The sequence below is a fragment of the Tritonibacter mobilis genome (assembly GCF_001681715.1).
GTDB classification, from domain to species: Bacteria; Pseudomonadota; Alphaproteobacteria; order Rhodobacterales; family Rhodobacteraceae; genus Epibacterium; species Epibacterium mobile.
In genome coordinates, this window is sequence record NZ_LNWY01000006.1 from 356407 (window position 1) to 377046 (window position 20640).

Below are 20640 nucleotides of genomic sequence, written 5' to 3' on the forward strand. Positions count from 1 at the left end.
GCTGCCCGCCGCAGGCGAAAGTCATTAGCTCGCCCGACGCATCCCCATGACACGGGCACGGGCACGCGGGTCGCTGTCAAAGAGCGCGGCGAGCTGCTCGGTCATTGCGCCCGCCAATTGCTCCACATCGGTAATGGTCACCGCGCGGTCGTAATAGCGGGTCACATCATGGCCGATGCCGATCGCCAGCAGTTCGACCTGCTTTTTCTTCTCCACCATCGCAATCACATCACGCAGGTGTTTTTCGAGATAGTTCGCAGGGTTCACCGACAGCGTCGAGTCATCCACCGGGGCACCGTCAGAGATTACCATCAGGATCTTGCGCGCCTCTGGTCGTCCGACCATGCGACGGTGTGCCCATTCCAGCGCTTCGCCGTCGATGTTTTCCTTCAAAAGACCCTCTTTCATCATCAGGCCTAGGTTTGGTCGCACCCGGCGCCAGGGCGCATCGGCGCTCTTGTAGATAATGTGACGCAGGTCGTTCAAGCGCCCGGGCAGCTGTGGGCGTCCATCATTGAGCCAAGCCTCACGCGACAGCCCGCCTTTCCACGCGCGGGTGGTGAAGCCGAGGATCTCTACCTTGACGTTGCAGCGTTCCAGCGTGCGGGCCAGAACATCTGCACAGATGGCAGCGATGGAGATCGGGCGACCGCGCATCGAGCCGGAGTTATCCAAGAGCAGCGTCACCACGGTATCGCGGAATTCGGTATCTTTCTCGACCTTGAAGGACAGAGGCGTTGTGGGATTGGCCACGACCCGTGCCAGTCGGCCCGCATCCAGCACACCTTCTTCTTTGTCGAACTCCCAAGAACGGTTCTGTTGTGCTTGCAGACGGCGCTGCAGTTTGTTGGCGAGGCGCGACACCGCACCTTTCAGGGGCTCCAACTGCTGATCAAGATAGGCGCGCAAGCGCTCCAGCTCTTGTGGTTCGGCCAGATCTTCGGCCGCGATCTCCTCGTCATGAGTATCGAGGAACACGCGGTAATCGGGGTCCGCATCTGATACCGGCTGCGGCGCGGGCGGCTCGAGCGGTGCCTCACCATCCGGCATCTCGGTTTCATCCGTGACTTCTTCCTCGGCCATATCGTCGGCAGAAACCTGCGCCTGACTTTCGTCTTGCTGTTGTTCCTGCGCTTGCTCGGGAGAGGCGTCGGCCTCTTCTTCGTCACTGTCGTCCTGACCAGAGCTGTCAGGCTGTTCCTCTTCCTCAGCCGATTCCTCGGACTCGTCGTTCATCTCGTCATCGAGGTCATCCGGGTCATCGCCGAGCTGGTCGCCATAACCAAGATCGGAAATCACCCGACGGGCGAATTTCGCGAATGCCGCCTGATCTGAGATGGTCTCGTCGAGGTTCTCCAGCGTCTCACCGGCTTGCGCCTCGATAAACCCGCGCCATAGTTCCATTACGTTGGCGGCTGCTTCGGGCAGGGGACGTCCGGTGGCAAGGTGGCGGATCAGGTAGCCGGCAGAGACCGCCAAGGGGGCCTCGGATGCAGATGTGACCTGATCGTAGCCACGCCGCAGCGCTTCGTTCTGGATTTTGACGTCGATATTGGAGGCTGTGCCGGGCATGTCGCGCGCGCCCATTGCCTCGCACCGCGCACTTTCCATCGCGTCATAAAGCTCGCGCGCCATATCGCCTGATGGCGCGTAGCGGCTGGCGACGCCTTCGTCATGGTACTTGCGACGCAGGGCGAGTGCGTCGGCGGTGCCGCGGGCCAGCAGCACCTCCTCGCGGGTCATGCGTCGCGAGACCTGCGGCAGGCGCATGGTGTCGCCGCTCATTCCAGAGGGGTCGACCGAGTAGTTCACCGTCAGTTCGGTATCATTGGCCATGACCTTGGTGGCCTCGGCCAATGCCTTCTTGAACGGATCTGCCGGGTTGTCTGAGGGTTTGCTCATCTCGTCATTGCCACTTCGTCTAGGCTCAGGCGTCCGGATGCAAGGTCGGCCAGAACCGACACATGCACGTCCAGCGCATCAATTACTCTATACCCCGGACCCTGACCGTCAAAGGCTAGGTTCAGATCTGTACCGGCAAGCACTATCGCGTCGGCCCCAAGATCGCGCACCATACGTTTGCCCGCGTCCAGCAATTCTGCTTGCTGGCCAGGCGCACAGATGCCCGCCACTGCGATGTCCTGATAGGTCTGGCCGAGGGTGTCGATCTCATCATCCAGTGCCACGGCGCGGGTCAATTCCAACTGACCATAGAGCCGAGTCCGCATCACAACGCGCGTTCCAAGAAGACCTACGGTTCCCAACCCTTCGGCGGCAAAATAGGCGTCCAGCGGCGCAACGCCGGAAACAACCGGCAGACTGGACAGCGCATTCAATTCTTCGACACAGTAATGCGCGCCCAGAGAAGTCAGCGCCACGCAATCGCAGCCTGCGCCCTTGAGTTGGTCGATCTGGCGCGCGAAAATTTCCGCCTGTGGTTGCCGGTCATCAGCGAGGTTGTTCTGGATCAGGGTCTGAATGTCACCGTGACTGATGGTGAGATCGAGCGTCGCCCCGCGTTCTGCCACAGCAGCTGTAAGCCGCTGATAGTAAACGATGGTCGCGGCGACGCCGATCCCTCCGATCAATCCGATGTGCATGTCTGCTCCTGTTTGGGTCAGCCGAGGCTTACGTTGGCAGCACTCTCCGGCAGTTCCTCGTCAAAGCAGCGCTGGTAGAACTCTGCCACCGTCTGGCGCTCCAGCTCGTCGCATTTGTTGAGGAAGGACAGGCGGAAAGCATAGCCGATGTCGCGGAAGATCTCGGCGTTCTGCGCCCAGTTGATTACGGTCCGCGGGCTCATCACGGTCGACAGGTCGCCGTTCATAAAGGCGGTGCGCGTGAGGTCCGCGACGGTCACCATCTGGGCGATCTGTTTGCGGCCTTTCTCGGTATTGTAATGCGGCGCCTTGGACAGGACGATGGCGGTTTCCGCATCGTGACGCAGGTAGTTCAGCGTCGCCACCAGCGACCAGCGGTCCATCTGGGCCTGGTTGATCTGCTGGGTGCCGTGATAAAGCCCGGTGGTGTCGCCAAGACCCACGGTATTGGCGGTTGCGAACAGGCGGAAGAACGGGTTCGGGGTGATGATCTCGTTCTGGTCCAGCAATGTCAGCTTACCGTCATGTTCCAGCACACGTTGGATCACGAACATCACGTCGGCGCGGCCCGCGTCATATTCGTCGAATACGATCGCCACGGGATTGCGCAGCGCCCAGGGCAGGATGCCTTCGTGGAATTCGGTGACCTGTTTGCCATCGCGCAGCTTGATTGCGTCCTTACCGATCAGATCGATCCGGGAGATGTGGCTGTCGAGGTTCACACGCACCGAAGGCCAGTTCAGGCGCGCGGCGACCTGTTCGATGTGGGTGGATTTGCCGGTGCCATGGTAGCCTTGGATCATGACCCGACGGTTGTGGCTAAAGCCCGCAAGGATCGCCATCGTGGTGTCAGGGTCGAACTTATAGGTGGGGTCCAGCGCGGGAACGCGGTCGGTGCCTTCAGCAAAGCCCTTCACCGTCATGTCGGTGTCGATGCCAAAGACCTCACGAACCGAAATCGTCTCAGTCGGTTTTGCGTTCATATCCAGCAGGCCGTCGGTCATAGGTGTCAGTCCTTGTCTTGTCAGTCTCGGGCGCGGGCAATTGGCGTCTGTCAGGTGGCCCGTCGGTCAATCTTGGGATGCGTTATCACGTAATCGCAGGATTGGTGCCTGAAGATGCCGATGAGGGCAAGGGAAACCGTTGTGTTGATACGCCGAAGGTGTCTTGCGCCGCCGATAGCGTCAAAAAATGCCGACATAATGCTCGCCTTGACGGACGGCCAAACGTCAGACGACTCCCGTGGAAGGGAGCCGTCCTGAATAGAGGCAGAGAACTGCACCTGGCGAGGATCAAAGTGCGGCGCGCAGACGCTCCAAGCTGCGCTCGTCCACAAAACGCGGGGTAGTGCGCATGTAGTCGGCGAAGGCCTGACCGTAGCCTTTGAGGAGCCAGCGCTCCTCGTTCAATACGAACAGGAAATAGAGCGCGAAAAGGACGAGGGCGAGGGCGACGGTGATCCAAGATCCCGTCGTGATACCAAGGCCAACCGTGGCCAATACGGATGTCACATACTGCGGGTTGCGGGAATATTCATACATCCCGCCGGTGACGAGCCCGCTGCTGTCGCAATAGGTGTTGTCGATCCCGAGGAAGCGGTAGCCCCAGAGCGTAATACCAAAGGCCATCACCATGAGAGGCACACCCACAACGTAGCGTGCCCAATGCCCCCAGCCGTTCACGCCAATTTCGGCAAGAGCAAAGACCACAGTCGCCCCGCAGAAAACCCGAAAGAGGCCAAAGGCCAGATGGTGCCGCCAGCCCTCGGCCGCAGGCCACAGGCCAAGGTCGGGACGTTTCAGGCTTAGTCCCAGATGCGCAGCCAATGAGACCGCGGAGAGAATGGCCACCAGCAATGCGATGTCATGAAAAGTCAGGAGAAGGTCGTACATGGCGTCTTCGGATCCTTTGTGCGGAGGTCGTGGACTTTGTGACTGACGATCCGGGCGATACCTCGGATGACGCATCGCCTAACAACTCAATGTAACAATAAATCGCGCTCTCTGACGTCTTGAGAGGTTCACTCCTTTTCACGCTTGCGGGATGACACAACGAAAAACCACCCAAACCATGACGGGTCGGGCGGTTCACTCAATGCAGTCTATGCAGTGTGCGCTATGCAGTTACTTGAAACTGCGGCTGTCCTTGACCTGATCCCAAGCCCACATGACTTCTTGCAGCTGCTCTTCCTGGCTGCGGTCGCCGCCGTTCATATCCGGGTGCAAGACCTTGATGAGCTTTTTGTAAGCCTTGCGGATTTCGGCCTTGGTCCAGTCATCCTTGGCTTCAAGGATTTCAATGGCGCGGCGCTCGGTCGGCGGCAGACGTCGTCCTGCAGACTGACCATTTTTACCGGGATTGCGGGTGGCGTTGTTGCCGAGAACCTGATGTGGGTCTTCGATACCCAGACGCGCCCAAGCGCGCGCTTCGGGATCGCCAAGCGGCTTGGTTGTGCGCTCCCAGACCTTGTCTTTAGAGGCCTGCGCATTCATCTCGGCCTCAGTGGTGCCTTCAAAGAAGTTCCATTTCTGATTGTACTCGCGCACATGTTGCTGACAAAACCAGAAGAAGTCATCAAGCACGTCGGGGGCTTTAGGCGCGCGGAATTTACCGGCTTCTTCGCATCCTTCGTGATCGCATATGCGCACCGAAGTTTCCGAGGCGCCGGACATGCTCCGCCGCCCACGTGGGTTCTTCTTTTTCGCGGAGCGAATGGACATATCGAAGCCAAAGGGATCGGATTTGGTCATGCGGGAGCACCTTCTAGACGCATCTGTTCGACTCGGAGGCAGCAGTTTAGTCTAACGGTCGAGAGATAAAAGGGGGGCGGGCACAGTTTTATGAACAACAGGCGGAGTAACGCTACAATGAGCGTAAGAGACGAGATCGAAACCACTTTGAAAGAAGCCTTTGCGCCCAGCCGCTTAGAGGTCGTGGACGACAGCAATAGTCACATCGGTCATGCGGGGCACGACGGAAAGGGCGAAAGCCATTTTAACGTGTTGATCCGCTCAGAGGCCTTTCAGGGGATGAACCGGGTGGCCCAGCATCGCGCCGTGCATAAAGCCCTTGGCGATATTGTGCCGCGCATTCATGCGCTGGCCTTGGATATCGGCAGCTAAGACTTTGTGTCCGGCCACCAAAGAGGTGGCCGGGTCACCAAACCGCTTGGGTCAGTCTTGCGGTTTGCCGCGGCTGGCGCGCGCTTTGAGCGCTGCGGTAAGGCCAGATACCGGGCTCAACTCTTCTACACCATCATCGGCAACCATGCGGCGAGCGCCGGGTCCGGGAACCGGGATGGCTTCTGGTGGCGCTTCGGGGTCGCCTGCGATGGCTGTAAGTGGGGCGGGCTCGGGCGCATGATGGGCTTCGGGCGCGGAGACGCGCGGGGTTTCGGCAATCAGTTCCGCTTCTGGTTCCGAAGTTGCCGCTGCGGCCGCGGCTTCGGGCGCAGCGTTTGTTGCAAGCACAGGTTCAGCCGCGGTCTCGGATGTTGGGACCATGTGGCCACCGCCGTTCAACGCCCGCCGAAAGACCAGCAAATTACGCCATGTGGTTTTGGTTCCGGTCAGACCTGAGCGCTCTTCGCTGGGTAGCATTTCGGCACGCTGAAACTCCCAGCCTTGCGCGGCCATCTCATTCAACACCCCTTCGATCCCATTGGCAAAACGGGCTTCGGGGGTTTTCACGCCGCGTGCCTTCTTGCCCCGATTGGGGGCGGGGACGACCTTATACTCGTAGTTCTGCATCGATTGTTCCTGTGCGGCCCACGCCTGCAGCCTAGCAGCTTTGCGGGGCAGAGAGAAAGAAGATCAAAAGCGTTTGTTACTTTGGCACAACAGCGGCGCGCGCTGCCAGCTTCAGGCACATCTGCGTTGCCAGCGACATATCCTGAACCGAGATCCACTCCAAGGGGCCATGGATACATTGCATCCCCGTAAAGATGTTCGGCGTTGGTGTGCCGAATTCCGTAAGCCGAGAGCCATCGGTACCGCCACGGATCGGAACGGATACCGGTTCCAGTCCGACATCGCGGCAGGCTGCATGTGCAAGCTCAACCGGCGTCATGTCATTTTCCAGCCAGTAGCGCATATTGCGATATTGCGGTGTGATCTCGCAGGTGATTTCAGCGCGCGGTTCAGTCGCGGCAACCGCATCACACACGCTGCGCAACAAGGCGCCTTTGGCCTCAAGGTCGGCCATCTCAAAATCGCGCAGAATGAAGCGCAATTCCATCTCGGATGAGCCACCGAACATATCCGTGGCGTGGATGAAACCTTCGCGCGCGTCGGTGGTTTCCGGTGTCATCGTGGCCTGAGGCAGGGTCTGGATGATTTTTGACGCAAGGTGGATCGCATTGACCATCTTTTCCTTGGCAAGGCCCGGGTGGATGGAAACACCGGTGATTTTCACCACCGCGCGGTCAGCGGAAAAGCTCTCGTATTCCACTTCACCCGCCTCACCGCCATCGAGTGTATAGGCGAAATCTGCGCCCAGATCTTTCTGGAGCTGCGGTTGCACACCACGCCCGATTTCCTCGTCCGGGGTGAAGGCAATGCGGATCGGCGGGCGGGCGGCATCAGCGTTTTGTAGCAGATGCTCTGCCATTGTCATGATGATCGCAACACCGGCCTTATCATCCGCGCCCAGCAGCGTGGTGCCCGAGGCCGTGATTAAATCATGGCCGATCTTCTCTGCCAGATAGGGATGCTCGGTCGGAGAGAGCACCAATTCCGGATCGTCGGGAAAGGTAATGTCGCCACCGTTGTACCCCTTGATCACACGCGGTTTTACGCCGGTTGCATTGAACTGCGGAGCGGTATCCACATGTGCAAGGAACCCCACCGTGGGCGCATTGGTGTTGCCGGGGATGGTGGCCAGCACGACGCCGTAGTCGGTCAATTCAACATCCTGCGCGCCGATTGTGGTCAATTCATCGCACAACAGGTTCAGCATATTGAACTGGATCTCGGTGCTCGGTGCTGAGGGCGAGTTCTCATCGCTTTGGCTGTCGATCGCGGCATAGCGCACAAGGCGCGCCTGAAGGACATCGTCAAAGGTGTTGGTCATGCAAAATCTCCTGCTGTTGTATGCAAGATTGTGACGGTGCGCAGGCAGGTCAAGGTGATGTTTGCCGTGTGCTGCACCATGCCTGTTTTCCCGCGCATCAAGCCAAGGCGTTTTAGCGCAATGCGCCCCAAAGATCGTATTCCCCGGCTTCATCCACCTCGACCGTCACGAGATCACCGACGCTCAGCCCCTCTGTCCCTTCATCAATGAAGAGATTGCCATCGATTTCCGGCGCATCAGCTTTGGTGCGGCAGGTGGCAATGCCATCCGCGTCGATCTCATCCACGATCACTTGCAAGGTCTGGCCGACTTTGGCGGCAAGCTTTGCCTCAGAGATCGCCTGCGCCTTTGCCATGAAGCGCTCCCAGCGGTCTTGTTTGACCTCATCTGCGACATGATCGGGCAGATCATTTGAGCGCGCGCCATCGACGTTTTCATATTTAAAACAGCCGACGCGATCCAGTTGCGCCTCATCCATCCAGTCAAGAAGGTGCTGGAACTCGGCTTCTGTTTCGCCGGGGTAGCCGACGATAAAGGTCGAGCGCAGGGTCATGTCGGGGCAGATGTCACGCCATGCGCGGATTTCGTCCAGTGTTTTTGCCGCTGCCGCCGGGCGGGCCATGCGGCGCAGCACATCCGGGTGCGCGTGCTGAAAAGGGATGTCCAGATAAGGCAGCACCGCATTGTTCGGGTCGGCCATCAGCGGGATCAACTCGCGCACATGCGGGTAGGGGTATACATAATGTAGCCGTATCCACAGCTCGTCGGCGGGGGCAAGTTCTCCCAAGGCACGGCTGAGATCGGTGATATGGCTGCGGGTCTCGCCATCTTTCCACGGGTTCACGTCATATTTGCGATCAAGCCCATAGGCAGAAGTATCCTGAGAAATCACCAGCAGTTCCCGAACACCCGCACCGACGAGCTTTTCCGCCTCACGCAGCACCGCATGACCGGGACGTGACGCCAGCTTTCCGCGCATATCGGGGATGATGCAGAACTTGCACTTGTGATTGCAGCCCTCGGAAATCTTCAGATAGCTAAAGTGTCGCGGGGTGAGGCTGACACCGGTTGCGGGCAGCAGATCCACAAATGGATCGGGGCTGGGGGGCACCGCCTGATGCACGGCATCCAGCACCTGCTCATATTGATGTGGACCGGTCACGGCAAGAATACGCGGGTGATGCTCGCGGATGTAATCCGGCTCCGCGCCGAGGCACCCGGTTACGATCACCTTACCGTTTTCCTTTAACGCCTCGCCAATGGCCTCAAGGCTTTCAGCCTTGGCGCTATCCAGAAACCCGCAGGTGTTCACAATCACCGCATCGGCACCGGCATAGTCGGCCGAGATCCCGTAGCCTTCGGCGCGCAATCGGGTCAGGATGCGTTCGCTGTCCACCAGAGCTTTGGGGCAGCCCAAAGACACCATGCCAAGGGTCGGCTGGTCAGGTCGGGGGGCAACGCCAAAGGTTGGTTTCGGCGCGAGGTCGGGGCGAAGATCTGGCGGATTGCTGGTCATTGGCGTCCTATAAACCGGAGTGCGGCGCTTGGGAATGGAGGATTTGACACGCGGAGCAACTGGTCTGCGCGGTGCCTATGATGAAGTCTGACGCGGTGTTTAGATCACGGCTAATTTGCTTGCGTTGACGCAGGATTTTCGCGGAAGTGCGGATTGATCCCTCGCGCAAGGCCTGTAATCTGCGCCAAAGCCCTGACTTTGCGGGCAAACACCATACGCATCCCCAGAAAGGGCCACGAGCTATGCGCCTGATCCTCCGTATTCTTTCCGCCATCGTGATCACCGTTGCCGCAGGGATTGCCATTTTGACCTTCCTGCCGGGGCAAAAAATCGCCGAGCTTGCAGCCCAGCAGATCGAAAAACAGACCGGGCGGCAGGTGGTCTTTGGCGGGGACGTGCGATTCTCGTTTTGGCCTACGCTTGGTATTCAGGCCGATAACGTCGCGTTTGCAAATGCGGATTGGGCCGGGCCTGAGCCGCTTTTGACTGCAGGACGCCTGACGATCGGGGTGGATGCCGCAGATTTGATCCGTGGCGATATTCGAATCACAGAACTCACCGCCATTATCCCGCACCTGAACCTTGAAACGCGCGAAGATGGCATTGGGAATTGGGTGTTCGAAGGAGGCAGTTCTGATGCTCCGGCGGATGGTACAGCGTCTGAGACCGGTGGCGATAAGGCGTCTTTTGCGATTGAGGCGGTGACACTGAACGGGGCGTCGTTGCGCTATGCCCCCTTTGGGCAGGACGTTATTGAGATGAACCAAGTGGATCTGAGCCTGAAATGGCCTGATCCGAATGGCACCGCAAATGTAGATCTGACCCTGCGCCCGGCTGGTAAACCGGTTCGGCTGCAAGGCGAGGTAGGCCGTTTCAAGAGCTTCCTGCTTGGAGAGGTGACCTCTATCGGGATGAGCCTCACCGCAGAGGCCAGCAAGGCGCGTTTTGACGGGCTTGCCGATTTGACCGGCGCATTTGATGGCCGCATCACGGGCGCAAGCGAAGACACCCGTGCACTGATGGCGGCGCTGGGAATGGAACCTGTCGAGATCCCGCGGGGGCTGGGACGCAAGGTGCTCTTTGCTGCCGATACGACCTACACGCCTGATGGCCGCATCTCATTGCGGGATCTGAGTCTGTCCTTGGATGAGAATGCGCTGCGAGGTGGTGCGGATCTGAACCTCGGGGCCTCGCCGATGCAGGTTACGGCTGCGCTGAAAGGGGACGTATTGGACTTCAGCGCGCTTGATGCCCTCGGAACGACTGCGGGCGGTGCAGGCGGAGGGTCGGAGGCATCTTCTCAGGGGTGGTCTACAGATCCCATCGATGCTTCTATGCTTGGCCTTGCGGATGGGCAAATCTCGCTGGATGTCCAAGGGTTAAAGACCTCTTCTGTGACGCTTGGCCCCAGCCGATTGACGCTGAAAATTGAGCGCGCACGGGCGGTTTTGTCGTTCCTGCCAGTGCAGGCATTTGGAGGCTCGCTGCAAGGTGATTTGATTGCCAACAATCGAAACGGTCTCTCGGTGGCGGGTAAATTGCAGTTTGCCAATATCGAGATGCGCGAGGCGCTGGGGCAACTCGCAGGATACGATAAGCTCAACGGTGAAGCATTGGGCACGCTGGAGTTTCTGGGTGTCGGAAATTCCATGGACCAGATCATGCGGTCACTGGACGGCAAAGGGAATGTCGAGCTTGGCAAAGGGTTCTTTACTGGCTTTGACTTGCAGGCAATCATGGACCCGAACGGTGGCAACGGCGGCACCACGATTTTTGAAGGGCTGAGCGCGAGTTTTGCGATGGCGGATGGAACGCTGCGTAACGATGATCTGCGTGCCGCACTCAAGGTTCTGAAGGCCGAAGGCGAGGGGCGTGTCGGATTGGGTGCCCAGGATCTGGATTATACCTTTACGCCGACCGCATTTGCGAGCGAGACCTCATCTGGCGTATCGGTGCCGGTGCGCATTCGTGGTTCCTGGTTTGATCCTGAAATTAAACCGGACCTGAGCAAATTGGTTCAACCTAAGCTGGATGAGGCTGAGGAAAAGGCCAAGCAAGCGGTGCGTGACAAGCTCAGCGAGGAATTGGGTGTTCCAGTGGAAACCAAGGAAGACGTCAATGATGCGTTGAAACGCCGGGTCGAGGAAGAGGCCCGCAAGCAGTTGTTGAAGTTTCTCGGGGGCAATTAAGCCTGACGCAGGGGTCAGTGAGGGCGGTCTGGCTTCGAAGGGGAGACCGGGGCTCTGCCCCGGACCCCGAGATATTTGTGAAAAGATGAAAGCCTCTAGGGATGTAAAAACCGCGCCCCCCAAAGCAGGATGGCGCGGTTTTTTTTAGTCTGACAGGTTGGGATCAGATTGTTTGGTCGTACTCACCAACGCCGGGTTCCGTTCGGATCACCGCATCAATATCTGCAAAGATCGCGCGCATTTCATCTTCGCTCTCGGAGCTTTCACAGACCACCACCAGATTGGGGGTGTTGGATGAGGCACGCACGAGCCCCCAAGACCCGTTGTCGAGGATCACCCGGGCACCGTTTACGGTCACGACGTCCTTGATGGCGCGGCCAGCGAGGCTCTCGCCCGCCTCGTGTTTTGCGACGAGTTTTTCAACCAACCGGGCGAGGATGCCGTATTTTTCGGTGTCTGCCGCATAAGGCGACATGGTTGGGGTGGCCCAGGTGCGGGGCAGGGCCTTGCGCAGGTCGGACATTTTCATATCCGGATTCCGGTCCAGCATTTTGCAGACCTCTACGGCCACGCGCATGCCGCAGTCATAACCGCGCCCCACGGGTTCGGCGAGGAAATAGTGGCCGGACTTTTCAAAGCCTGCGAGGGCGCCGATCTCTTTGACGCGCCGCTTCATGTGGCTGTGGCCCGTTTTCCAATAATCGGCCTTAACGCCGTTTTTCTGGAGTTCCGGATCGGAGGCAAAGAGGCCCGTGGATTTCACATCTGCAACAAAAGTGGAATTTGGATAGAGCTTTGACAGATCCCGCGCCATGATGACGCCGACCTTGTCAGCAAAGATCTCTTCACCCTCATCATCAACCACACCGCAGCGGTCCCCGTCGCCGTCAAACCCAAGCGCCAGATCCGCCCCCGATGCCTTTACGCTGTCGGACATATCATGCAGCATTTCAAGGGCTTCGGGGTTGGGGTTGTAGTGCGGGAACGTGTAGTCCAGCGCGTTGTGACTGGGGACAACGTCGACCCCGATGCGTTCGAAAATCTCTGGTGCGAAGGCAGAGGCGGTACCGTTTCCGGTGGCGCAGACGACCTTCAGCGGGCGGGACATTTTGAAATCCCCCACGAGATCGTCGATATAGGCCTCTTTCACTCCCTCAATAAATTCATAAGATCCACCATCGCGGCGCTCACCTTCGCCGTTGAGGACGATGTCGCGCAGTTCTCCCATCTCATCCGGTCCATGCGTGAGGGGGCGGTCAAAGCCCATCTTCACGCCAGTCCAGCCATTTGGGTTATGAGATGCTGTGACCATGGCGACGGCAGGCACATCCAGGTGGAACTGTGCAAAATAGGCCATGGGCGACAGCGCGGGGCCGATGTCTTTTACCTTGATGCCGGCTTGCATCAGGCCAAGGATCAGCGCATTTTTGATCGCCAAAGAATAGTCGCGGTAGTCATTGCCAACGGCGATCACCGGTTCGATCCCGCGACGGATCATTTGCGTACCCAGCCCAAGCCCCAGAGCAGTCATCCCCGGTAGATTGATTTCTTCGGGATATTTCCAGCGCGCATCATATTCACGAAACCCTGTGGGTTTGATCATGGCGTCGCGCAGGAAACTCCAGCTGTTAGGGGTGACCTCTGGCAGCGGTTTGGGCATGGGAAATACTCGTCCTTTGTAAATCAAATACGGATCGGGTTGGCTTTGGCAAGTTTGTCAAAGCCCATCAATGTATCAATCAATTGCGGCATGTCTTTCAGGTAAATCATATTTGGCCCGTCGGAGGGCGCATTGTCCGGATCTTCATGCGTTTCGATGAAAACGGCAGCAATGCCCAAAGAAACAGCAGCGCGCGCCATCACCGGAGCAAATTCGCGCTGGCCACCGGTGGATCCGCCTTGACCGCCCGGCTGCTGCACCGAGTGGGTGGCATCCATGACCACCGGATAGCCGGTTTGCGCCATACGGGGCAGGCCGCGCATATCCGCGACCAAAGCATTGTAACCAAAGGAGGTACCGCGCTCTGTCAGCAGGATTTTATCGTTGCCTGTGCTTTCGACTTTGGACACAACATTGTCCATGTCCCATGGTGCCAGGAACTGGCCCTTTTTGATATTCACGGCTTTGCCGGTGTTTCCGGCGGCCAGCAGCATGTCAGTTTGGCGGCAAAGAAAGGCTGGGATCTGCAAGATATCAACCACGTCACCGGCGACGATGCACTGAGCCTCAGTGTGGACATCGGTCAGAACTGGCACATCAAAGGTATCACGCACACCTGCGAGAACATCGAGCCCCTTGTCGATGCCAAGCCCACGTTTGCCAGAGAGGGAGGTGCGGTTGGCTTTATCGTAGGAGGCCTTAAAGACAAATTGCGCCCCCACAGCATCGCAAGCTTCCTTGAGCTTACCGGCAATCATCTGCGCGTGATCGGCGCTTTCCAGTTGGCAGGGGCCGGCAATGACGGTCAGCGGACAGTCATTGCCAATGGTGAGACCATTGATGTCAATTTTTTTCATGAGCTTACGAAGAGACCTGTTCCCGAAGAATGGATGCCGTGAGGGCACACATCAGGTAGATACCGGAAAAGATCAGGAAAGCCAAAATCGTATTTTCGAACTTGCGCGGGGATGAAGGTGTGTCGGCGGGAACTGGCTCGACCGCGGTGGTGAGGTAGCGTACCTGCCGGTTGGCCTCCATCCGGGTTTGTTCGACCTGCTGCAGGGCCGATTGCAACATCATGTCCCGTGTCGCAAGGTCAGCCTGCGCCATCTGGATTTTCACACTCAGCGAGGCCAGCGAGTTTTCGCCCTGCGATGCGTCAGTCATACGTTTGTTGAGCGTGTCGATCAGAGCTTCAAGCCGTTTGATGTCGGCTGCGGTGCCTTCAACCTTGGCGGCGTTGGGACGCAGGTTGTCCTCAAGCGCGGCGAGTTCCAGACGTTTTTGCTGCAACTGCAACTCGAAGGTATTGATCTGCGAGCGCAATGACGCGATCACCCCTTCAGGATCGAGAACAGAACCTTGTTGTTGCAGGCGCACCAGTTCAGCCTGAGCATCGCGACGCTGTTGTTCCGCCAACTCCAGCGCATCTTCAGCGTCGCCCACTTGGTCGGCCCGCTTTTGTTCGGACAGATGGTTCACGTTTTCCTGCGCATAGGAAATAAGGCGGCGCGAAAATTCGGCGGCGACCTCTGGTTCTGCGGCGGATACCTCCATCCGCACAACGCCCTCGGTCGGGTCGTAGCCAATTTTCACGTTGCGTTTGTAGATCTTATACGCGTCATCATTGGTGGCATCCGGTGTAAGCCGCTGGATGGGATCAATCCAATCCTGAGAGAAATGCGTGCGAAAGCCTGCCTCTTCATCGAGGCGGCGCATAGCAACTTTGGACTGGAGATACGCCTGAACAGCGATCGAGTCCTGACTGGTCGCGAATTGGGTGCCGCTCAGCAAGCCGCCAAACCCGGAGGCCCCGGCGCTGTCAGCCTTAAGCACCAAAAATTCCGAATGCGACGCATACATAGGGGTCGCGACGTTATAGTAGTAAAAGCCCGCGATAAAAGTCGGGAGAAGCACGAAGGCCCCCAGCCGTGCCCCCAACAGTGCCATTTTGCGCCGGCGCCGCCGGGCAATGTCGCGCTGTATCGAACGGATTTCACGGTTACGCCGTTCTGCCGGGCTAAGTTGTCCGGGCGCGGCAACGTTGGTTTTTCCCTTGTCGACGGTTTGGGGCAGCGTCTGTGGTTTGGGTGCGTTTGCTGCTGGTTGGGTCGCCGGTACGTTACTTTTTTGTCCCTGAGGAACGACAAGCTCCAGCATATTGGCGCGTTTAAACGGATCGATCCCGCGTTGACGCAACAGGCGAACGGCATCGTAATCGGATGTTGCTGGCAGGTCATGCTTTTGTGCAACCCGACGGGCCAAGCGCAGTTGGCGACCTGTAAGCCCCTCGCGCTTGATTTCTTCGATGTCCGTTGCGCCTGCTTCCTCGTTGGCGGAAGAAACTTGCCCCTCGCGGACTCTCGCGCCCTCAGTGGTGGAGGGACGCTCTTGTGCAGTCGCTCCGGCTGGCTGCGAGCCCTTGACGCCACCCTGAGAGGACGGCGTCCCATTAGTCACGGCCCCATCAGAACCTTGTGGCTGTGGGGGGGCAACCGGACGTGCGGTCGCTGCTTCGGTCTCGCTGGCCTGTTCCGCCTCGGACGTGGTGCGGCGGATGCGAAATTTTTTAGCCTTGGGTTTCGTAGTCATAGAGCTGTTTCGCTTCTTCCAAGGTTTCAAACATATGGAGCTGCCCATTCATCAAAACAGCGGCGCTGTTGGCGAATTTCTCCAGTGTGCGGGGCTGGTGAGAGACGATGACGATTGTCGTGGTCTCAAGTCGCTCTTGCAAAATGGTACCGGCCTTGCGGTTGAACTCCACATCTGTGGAACTGGGCATGCCTTCGTCGATCAAATAGATATCGAAATCCAGCGCCAGCATCAGCGCAAAGGAAAATCGGGATTTCATCCCTGCGGAATAGGTTCCAAGCGGTTGATCGAAATACTCATTTAGCCCGCAGAGCCAACGGCAGTAGCTTTCGACATAGTCCGGGTCCAAACCATAAAGGCGCGCAATATAGCGGCTGTTTTCCATGGCGGAGAGGCGGTTCACGACGCCGCCCATAAAACCGAGTGGGAAGGAAATTTTGCAGCCGCGATTGATCTCGCCTTCATCGGGCTTTTCAAGGCCTGCCATCATGTTGATCAGCGTTGTCTTGCCGGTTCCATTGGGTGCCAGAATGCCAAGCGAGGTCCCAAGCTCCACCTGAAAGGAGACCTTGTCCAGGATGATCTTGCGCTGAGTCCCGGTCCAATAGGATTTGCTGACGTTCACGAATTCCAACATGATCTGCTCAGTATATAGCCTCTTTACCTCGGATGTGGGCAGAGCTGGTCACCATAAGGTGATTGGCCCTGCACCGCTGTGTTGTCTTTTTGCCTTCGAACATCGAAGGAGGGTGCCGAATGCAGATAACCGGCGGTATTTCCATCTTCGATGGGACTGCGAATGCCTGTAAATCCAGCCCTAGCACAAGTTAGTTAACGGACTACGCGCTGATTTAGGCGCAAATATGTCGAATTTGAGCAATGCGGTGCTGCTGATTTGGTAGTGTTGTGGCAGATCAACAGCGGTCCGGTATTCGAGAACACAAAGACGGGCTGCACAAGGCAAGTGGATCGAACCAGATGAACAGCGCGCCTCTCAAACACCAGATTGCGGCATGTACACTCTGCGCAACGCGATTTGCCGCGACAAAGACAGCCCATCAGCCGCGTCCGGTGGTGTGGTTTCAGCCGGGTGCCCGGATTCTCATCGCAGGGCAGGCACCGGGGTTGCGGGTTCATGAAAGCGGCAAGCCCTTTACCGATCCATCGGGAGATCGGCTCCGCGATTGGCTTGGGTTGAATGAGGAAGAATTCTATGACCAATCGCGGGTGGCAATCGTGCCAATGGCGTTTTGCTTTCCGGGATATGATGCCAAGAATGCGGATCTACCGCCGCCACCGATCTGCGGTGAAACATGGCATGACCGAGTGATGGAAGCCCTGTGCCGCGTGAGGTTGCGCATCATCGTCGGCGGGCATGCGCACCGCTACCACCTCAAGACCCGCAAGGGCGTGACAGAAGTGGTTCGAGATTGGCGCAGTTTGCCGGATGGGGTCTTTGCCTTGCCTCATCCCTCGTGGCGCAATACGGCTTGGCTGAAACGAAACCCCTGGTTTGAGGCGGAGCTGATCCCGGTTCTGCGCGCTCGGGTGAAGGAGCTGATGCGATATGACTGAAACAACCCCGCTTGATCAGGCCCATGCGGCAATGGAAGCCGCTCCAGAAGACGATGCGGCACGTTTGCGGTTCTTTGAGCGGCTGGCCGACAGTGAGCTGTTTATCCTGTTGGATAAAGAACCCGAAGGCGACCGGATCAGCCCCGAGATCTTTGATACTGGCGAGGGGCGTTTTGTTCTGGTGTTTGATCGTGAGGAACGGCTGGCGCAGTTTGCCAACCGGATTGTGCCCTATGCGGCATTGTCGGGACGGGTGATCGCCTCGATGCTCGCCGGGCAGGGAATAGGATTGGGGGTCAATCTTGAGGTTGCGCCGTCTTCAATTCTCATTCCAGACGCGGCGATGGGGTGGCTTGCGGAAACCCTGTCTCATGCACCGGGCGAAGTGGAGGCTGCCATTTCAGAGGTGCGCCCACCGCGAGGGTTGCCGGAGGTGCTTTTGACCGCCTTGGACGCAAAACTTGCAACCGCTGCTGGTTTGGCGCGCATGGCGTATCTGGTGGCTGTGACCTATGAGAGTGGCGGCAGTGGGCATCTGCTGGCATTTGTTGGCGCGCAAGAGGGGGCTGAGCCGGCATTGGCCAAAGCGGCAGGCGAAGCGCTGACATTCTCTGGTATTGAAGCGGGCGCTTTGGATGTGGGCTTTTTTTCCGCCAGTGACGAGATGTCCGCGCGGTTGGCGCGTGTCGGTCTGCGCTTTGACTTGCCGGAAGTTGAGGCCGCACGGTCTTATCAACCGCAGATACCGGGGTCTGATCCGGACAAGCCGCCGCGCCTGAAATAATCGCAAAATAGCGCTTTGAATCGGGAACACTCCCGCCCGTCGCTGGATCATTCAAATGATCCGCTCCCGTTGGGCGGGGCGCCGGGCCGTTCGGCCCGGCGCAGCCTCAAGCCCCTTATGGGGCTTGAGGCTCGGCTCAATTCTGACAGGGGGCGTTGCCATAGGCCCCCGCAGGGGTGGGCGTTTACTCAGCCGCTTCCAGTTTATCCTGCGTCTTGGTCTCGAAATCCTCGGCAGAGTGGCGTTCGCGCAGCTGGGAGGACAGCTCTCCAAAGGCGCGATTCACCATGCGGCCACGCTGGACTGCGGGGCGGGCATCAATGGCCTTGGCCCATCGCATCACATGCTCATAGCTCTCCACATCAAGGAACTCTGCCGCATCGTAAAGACGGCCGAGCACCAACTGGCCATACCACGGCCAGATCGCCATATCGGCAATCGAGTACTCTTCGCCTGCGATATAGGTCTTGGTCGCCAGTTCCCGGTTCAAGACGTCCAACTGGCGCTTGGCCTCCATGGTGAAACGGTTGATGGGATATTCGAACTTTTCTGGGGCGTAAGCATAGAAATGGCCAAACCCGCCGCCCAAATACGGCGCGGAGCCCATTTGCCAGAACAACCAGTTCAGGACTTCGGTACGCGCGCTACCATCTTTGGGAAGGAAATGACCAAACTTCTCGGCCAGATGCATCAGGATCGAGGCGCTCTCGAACACTCGCACAGGCGCACCGCCGGAACGGTCATGCAGTGCCGGGATTTTGGAGTTCGGGTTGATCTCCACAAAGCCGGAGCCGAATTGGTCACCGTCGCCAATCTTGATCAGCCACGCATCATACTCTGCTTCTTTGATGCCAGCGGCCAAAAGCTCCTCCAGCATCACTGTGACCTTTACGCCGTTGGGCGTTGCCAGAGAATAAAGTTGGAAAGGGTGTTCGCCCACCGGCAGCTCTTTGTCATGCGTGGCACCGGCGATGGGGCGGTTGATGGAGGCGAACTGGCCACCGCTTTCTTGCTCCCAGGTCCAGACCTTCGGAGGGGTATAGGTCGAATCGCTCATGCAGGGCCTCTTTCTTCTCGTGTCAGACGTTGGTGATCGGGCCGCCCGTCGGGCAGGGCTTCACCTCAAATGGGGACGATAGTGAAAATTCCAACGACTGGAAGGTCTGGCAGGGGTTAAAATTTGCACACTGGTTTGTGCGCCGCCGATCAATGCGCAGTGATCGGCGGCAAAGGGAGCCCTGTATCGGCCTCAGCGGTTTCTATTCTCGCGCATCAGGGTATGTATGGGGCAAGCGCTTCACGCTGACTTTTACACAGGCAGGACATTTTATGGCTAACAGCGAAAAACCACCCCTATTGGCGGTCCTGATCGACGCGGACAATATCTCTGCCAAACATGCCGAGGTTATGTTCGAAGAGATTGCGTCCCTGGGCGAGGCCAGCATTCGGCGCATCTATGGGGATTTTTCGGGTGGCGGTCCGCAAGGGTGGAGCAAAGACAAACTCGCAGCCTATGCCATTGTCCCGCATCAGCAATTTGCCAATACCACCGGGAAGAACGCCAGCGACATTGCGCTGGTGATTGATGCAATGGATATCCTGCACTCGGGCCGCTTTGACGGGTTTGTTCTGATCTCTTCGGATAGCGATTTTACGCGATTGGCCAGCCGTATCCGTGAACAGGGGCTGGATGTGTACGGCATGGGCATGCGCAAAACGCCGGCTGCATTTGTACGGGCCTGTAAGCGGTTCATCTATGTGGAAAACCTCCTCAATGAGGTGCCAAAACCGCAAAAGCCAAAACCGAAACCCGCAAATCACACCACTGGGGAAGCGCCCGAACAGGCTGTCATGGCGCAGGATGATCAAGCTCCGGCAGAGCTGGAAGATCCACAAAAACTGGTGTTGCGCGCAATGGATGCGATCAGTCAGGAGGACGAATGGTTCTCACTCGGGCAGATCGGCCAATATATCACAGCCGCCAGCCCCGATTTCGACACCCGCAGTTATGGCAAGCGCAAACTCTCAGACCTGATCGCAACGATGAAGATCCTTGAAACCCGTAGGGGCGAGGGCAATCAGATCCTTGTACGCAGGCTCGATTGATGGACGCACCCACACCCCTAGCTGTGACATGGCAAAAGGCCGAGGGGGCAGTGATCTGTGCCGCTGGCCTGTGGCTATATGCCGGTGCGGAAACGATGCTGCCGATTTGGGCTGCGGTTTTGTTGTTTTTCACCCCTGACCTGAGCTTTCTCGCCTATCTGTTCGGGCGGCGTGTTGGGGCGGTTTGTTACAACATGGTTCACCTATACGCCGCCGGAATTGTTACATTAGCGCTGGGTCACCTGTGGCAAGCCCCATTGATGTGGGAGCTTGGCGCGCTCTGGTTGGCGCATTGCGGTTTGGATCGGATGCTCGGCTATGGGTTAAAGTCACCGCAAGGCTTTGAATTTACACATCTTGGCCAGATCGGGCGTGCGCGTCATGAGAAAACTCAGCCCAAGGGTTGAAAGCGATCACAGTTATCTCACGCGGTCTCGTCTCTTAACACAGGCGCGTGAGAGGTGCTTCGCCTGAGGCCATTCTCGCGTATCTTCGCTGCAGACACTGCGGCTGGCGCAGGTCAACCGACATATGTCGTGCCGCCCGGC

19 protein-coding genes are annotated in these 20640 nt (G+C 58.1%); 6 read left to right on the plus strand and 13 right to left on the minus strand.

The window, feature by feature from the left end; translation table 11 throughout:
- Positions 1 to 24: 24 nt before the first annotated feature.
- The 5 genes from cobT to UB90_RS08540 all read right to left on the minus strand — a co-directional run bounded on the left by cobT (position 25) and on the right by UB90_RS08540 (position 5350).
- The gene (gene cobT, locus UB90_RS08520; protein WP_065324479.1) at positions 25 to 1902 is read right to left on the minus strand and encodes a cobaltochelatase subunit CobT; all 1878 of its coding nucleotides are present in this window, start codon (positions 1900 to 1902) and stop codon (positions 25 to 27) included.
- A complete protein-coding gene (locus tag UB90_RS08525; RefSeq protein WP_065324480.1) occupies positions 1899 to 2600 on the minus strand; it encodes an aspartate/glutamate racemase family protein in 702 nt (233 codons plus the stop codon). The genes cobT and UB90_RS08525 overlap by 4 nt, the downstream gene beginning before the upstream one ends.
- 17 nt (positions 2601 to 2617) lie before the next feature.
- Positions 2618 to 3604 (minus strand): cobaltochelatase subunit CobS, encoded by a 987-nt coding sequence (gene cobS / locus UB90_RS08530; protein ID WP_005614510.1) that lies wholly within the window; start codon positions 3602 to 3604, stop codon positions 2618 to 2620.
- A 288-nt stretch (positions 3605 to 3892) separates the two neighbouring features.
- Entirely contained in the window at positions 3893 to 4492 is a 600-nt protein-coding gene (locus UB90_RS08535; RefSeq protein ID WP_005614509.1) for a methyltransferase family protein, read from the minus strand.
- A gap of 231 nt (positions 4493 to 4723) precedes the next feature.
- Entirely contained in the window at positions 4724 to 5350 is a 627-nt protein-coding gene (locus UB90_RS08540; RefSeq protein ID WP_009178758.1) for a DnaJ domain-containing protein, read from the minus strand.
- 117 nt (positions 5351 to 5467) lie between these two features.
- Between UB90_RS08540 and UB90_RS08545 the strand changes: the two genes are divergently transcribed.
- Positions 5468 to 5722, plus strand: coding sequence for a BolA family protein (locus UB90_RS08545; RefSeq protein WP_005614506.1), 255 nt, complete (start codon positions 5468 to 5470; stop codon positions 5720 to 5722).
- Between the two features lie 51 nt (positions 5723 to 5773).
- Here UB90_RS08545 and UB90_RS08550 read toward each other — a convergent pair whose 3' ends face one another.
- The 3 genes from UB90_RS08550 to rimO form a co-directional block, all read right to left on the minus strand.
- Positions 5774 to 6349 carry a DUF4177 domain-containing protein gene (locus UB90_RS08550; RefSeq protein ID WP_065324115.1) on the minus strand — a complete coding sequence of 192 codons (576 nt, stop codon included), beginning with the start codon at positions 6347 to 6349 and terminating at the stop codon, positions 5774 to 5776.
- Positions 6350 to 6425: 76 nt separating this feature from the next.
- Positions 6426 to 7670, minus strand: a complete 1245-nt coding sequence (pepT, locus tag UB90_RS08555) for a peptidase T (RefSeq protein WP_065324116.1) — start codon at positions 7668 to 7670, stop codon at positions 6426 to 6428.
- Positions 7671 to 7782: 112 nt separating this feature from the next.
- Positions 7783 to 9186: a 30S ribosomal protein S12 methylthiotransferase RimO gene (gene rimO / locus UB90_RS08560; protein ID WP_065324117.1), complete on the minus strand. Its 1404-nt coding sequence runs from the start codon at positions 9184 to 9186 to the stop codon at positions 7783 to 7785.
- 242 nt (positions 9187 to 9428) lie between these two features.
- Between rimO and UB90_RS08565 the strand changes: the two genes are divergently transcribed.
- On the plus strand, positions 9429 to 11375 hold the full coding sequence (locus UB90_RS08565) for an AsmA family protein (protein ID WP_065324118.1): 1947 nt from the start codon (positions 9429 to 9431) through the stop codon (positions 11373 to 11375).
- Between the two features lie 163 nt (positions 11376 to 11538).
- Here the strand turns inward: UB90_RS08565 and UB90_RS08570 are convergent, their stop codons facing one another.
- From UB90_RS08570 to UB90_RS08585, 4 genes are read right to left on the minus strand one after another with little or no spacing between them, the layout of a single operon-like run.
- Entirely contained in the window at positions 11539 to 13035 is a 1497-nt protein-coding gene (locus tag UB90_RS08570) for a phosphomannomutase/phosphoglucomutase (RefSeq protein ID WP_065324119.1), read from the minus strand.
- 23 nt (positions 13036 to 13058) lie between these two features.
- Positions 13059 to 13892 carry a 3-deoxy-8-phosphooctulonate synthase gene (gene kdsA, locus UB90_RS08575; protein WP_065324120.1) on the minus strand — a complete coding sequence of 278 codons (834 nt, stop codon included), beginning with the start codon at positions 13890 to 13892 and terminating at the stop codon, positions 13059 to 13061.
- A gap of 4 nt (positions 13893 to 13896) precedes the next feature.
- Positions 13897 to 15627, minus strand: coding sequence for a capsule biosynthesis protein (locus UB90_RS08580; RefSeq protein WP_065324121.1), 1731 nt, complete (start codon positions 15625 to 15627; stop codon positions 13897 to 13899).
- A complete protein-coding gene (locus UB90_RS08585; RefSeq protein WP_005614477.1) occupies positions 15605 to 16264 on the minus strand; it encodes an ABC transporter ATP-binding protein in 660 nt (219 codons plus the stop codon). Before UB90_RS08585 ends, UB90_RS08580 begins: the two co-directional genes overlap by 23 nt.
- A 341-nt stretch (positions 16265 to 16605) precedes the next feature.
- On the opposite strand from UB90_RS08585, the gene UB90_RS08590 reads away from it, so the two are divergent.
- Positions 16606 to 17202: a uracil-DNA glycosylase family protein gene (locus UB90_RS08590; protein ID WP_065324122.1), complete on the plus strand. Its 597-nt coding sequence runs from the start codon at positions 16606 to 16608 to the stop codon at positions 17200 to 17202.
- Positions 17195 to 17986: an SseB family protein gene (locus UB90_RS08595; protein WP_065324123.1), complete on the plus strand. Its 792-nt coding sequence runs from the start codon at positions 17195 to 17197 to the stop codon at positions 17984 to 17986. The genes UB90_RS08590 and UB90_RS08595 overlap by 8 nt, the downstream gene beginning before the upstream one ends.
- A 184-nt stretch (positions 17987 to 18170) precedes the next feature.
- On the opposite strand, the gene yghU is transcribed toward UB90_RS08595, so the two are convergent.
- Positions 18171 to 19043 carry a glutathione-dependent disulfide-bond oxidoreductase gene (gene yghU, locus UB90_RS08600; RefSeq protein ID WP_065324124.1) on the minus strand — a complete coding sequence of 291 codons (873 nt, stop codon included), beginning with the start codon at positions 19041 to 19043 and terminating at the stop codon, positions 18171 to 18173.
- Between the two features lie 272 nt (positions 19044 to 19315).
- On the opposite strand from yghU, the gene UB90_RS08605 reads away from it, so the two are divergent.
- Positions 19316 to 20092, plus strand: a complete 777-nt coding sequence (locus tag UB90_RS08605) for an NYN domain-containing protein (RefSeq protein WP_065324482.1) — start codon at positions 19316 to 19318, stop codon at positions 20090 to 20092.
- The gene (locus tag UB90_RS08610) at positions 20092 to 20499 is read left to right on the plus strand and encodes a DUF4260 domain-containing protein (protein ID WP_065324125.1); all 408 of its coding nucleotides are present in this window, start codon (positions 20092 to 20094) and stop codon (positions 20497 to 20499) included. The genes UB90_RS08605 and UB90_RS08610 overlap by 1 nt, the downstream gene beginning before the upstream one ends.
- Positions 20500 to 20640 lie beyond the last annotated feature (141 nt).

What these genes read in the sequence shown, in the direction of transcription:
- cobT (WP_065324479.1), bottom strand. Translation starts at nt 1,902, where the DNA reads ATGAGCAAACCCTCAGACAACCCGGCAGATCCGTTCAAGAAGGCATTG.
- UB90_RS08525 (WP_065324480.1), bottom strand. Translation starts at nt 2,600, where the DNA reads ATGCACATCGGATTGATCGGAGGGATCGGCGTCGCCGCGACCATCGTT.
- cobS (WP_005614510.1), bottom strand. Translation starts at nt 3,604, where the DNA reads ATGACCGACGGCCTGCTGGATATGAACGCAAAACCGACTGAGACGATT.
- UB90_RS08535 (WP_005614509.1), bottom strand. Translation starts at nt 4,492, where the DNA reads ATGTACGACCTTCTCCTGACTTTTCATGACATCGCATTGCTGGTGGCC.
- UB90_RS08540 (WP_009178758.1), bottom strand. Translation starts at nt 5,350, where the DNA reads ATGACCAAATCCGATCCCTTTGGCTTCGATATGTCCATTCGCTCCGCG.
- UB90_RS08545 (WP_005614506.1), top strand. Translation starts at nt 5,468, where the DNA reads ATGAGCGTAAGAGACGAGATCGAAACCACTTTGAAAGAAGCCTTTGCG.
- UB90_RS08550 (WP_065324115.1), bottom strand. Translation starts at nt 6,349, where the DNA reads ATGCAGAACTACGAGTATAAGGTCGTCCCCGCCCCCAATCGGGGCAAG.
- pepT (WP_065324116.1), bottom strand. Translation starts at nt 7,670, where the DNA reads ATGACCAACACCTTTGACGATGTCCTTCAGGCGCGCCTTGTGCGCTAT.
- rimO (WP_065324117.1), bottom strand. Translation starts at nt 9,186, where the DNA reads ATGACCAGCAATCCGCCAGATCTTCGCCCCGACCTCGCGCCGAAACCA.
- UB90_RS08565 (WP_065324118.1), top strand. Translation starts at nt 9,429, where the DNA reads ATGCGCCTGATCCTCCGTATTCTTTCCGCCATCGTGATCACCGTTGCC.
- UB90_RS08570 (WP_065324119.1), bottom strand. Translation starts at nt 13,035, where the DNA reads ATGCCCAAACCGCTGCCAGAGGTCACCCCTAACAGCTGGAGTTTCCTG.
- kdsA (WP_065324120.1), bottom strand. Translation starts at nt 13,892, where the DNA reads ATGAAAAAAATTGACATCAATGGTCTCACCATTGGCAATGACTGTCCG.
- UB90_RS08580 (WP_065324121.1), bottom strand. Translation starts at nt 15,627, where the DNA reads ATGACTACGAAACCCAAGGCTAAAAAATTTCGCATCCGCCGCACCACG.
- UB90_RS08585 (WP_005614477.1), bottom strand. Translation starts at nt 16,264, where the DNA reads ATGTTGGAATTCGTGAACGTCAGCAAATCCTATTGGACCGGGACTCAG.
- UB90_RS08590 (WP_065324122.1), top strand. Translation starts at nt 16,606, where the DNA reads ATGAACAGCGCGCCTCTCAAACACCAGATTGCGGCATGTACACTCTGC.
- UB90_RS08595 (WP_065324123.1), top strand. Translation starts at nt 17,195, where the DNA reads ATGACTGAAACAACCCCGCTTGATCAGGCCCATGCGGCAATGGAAGCC.
- yghU (WP_065324124.1), bottom strand. Translation starts at nt 19,043, where the DNA reads ATGAGCGATTCGACCTATACCCCTCCGAAGGTCTGGACCTGGGAGCAA.
- UB90_RS08605 (WP_065324482.1), top strand. Translation starts at nt 19,316, where the DNA reads ATGGCTAACAGCGAAAAACCACCCCTATTGGCGGTCCTGATCGACGCG.
- UB90_RS08610 (WP_065324125.1), top strand. Translation starts at nt 20,092, where the DNA reads ATGGACGCACCCACACCCCTAGCTGTGACATGGCAAAAGGCCGAGGGG.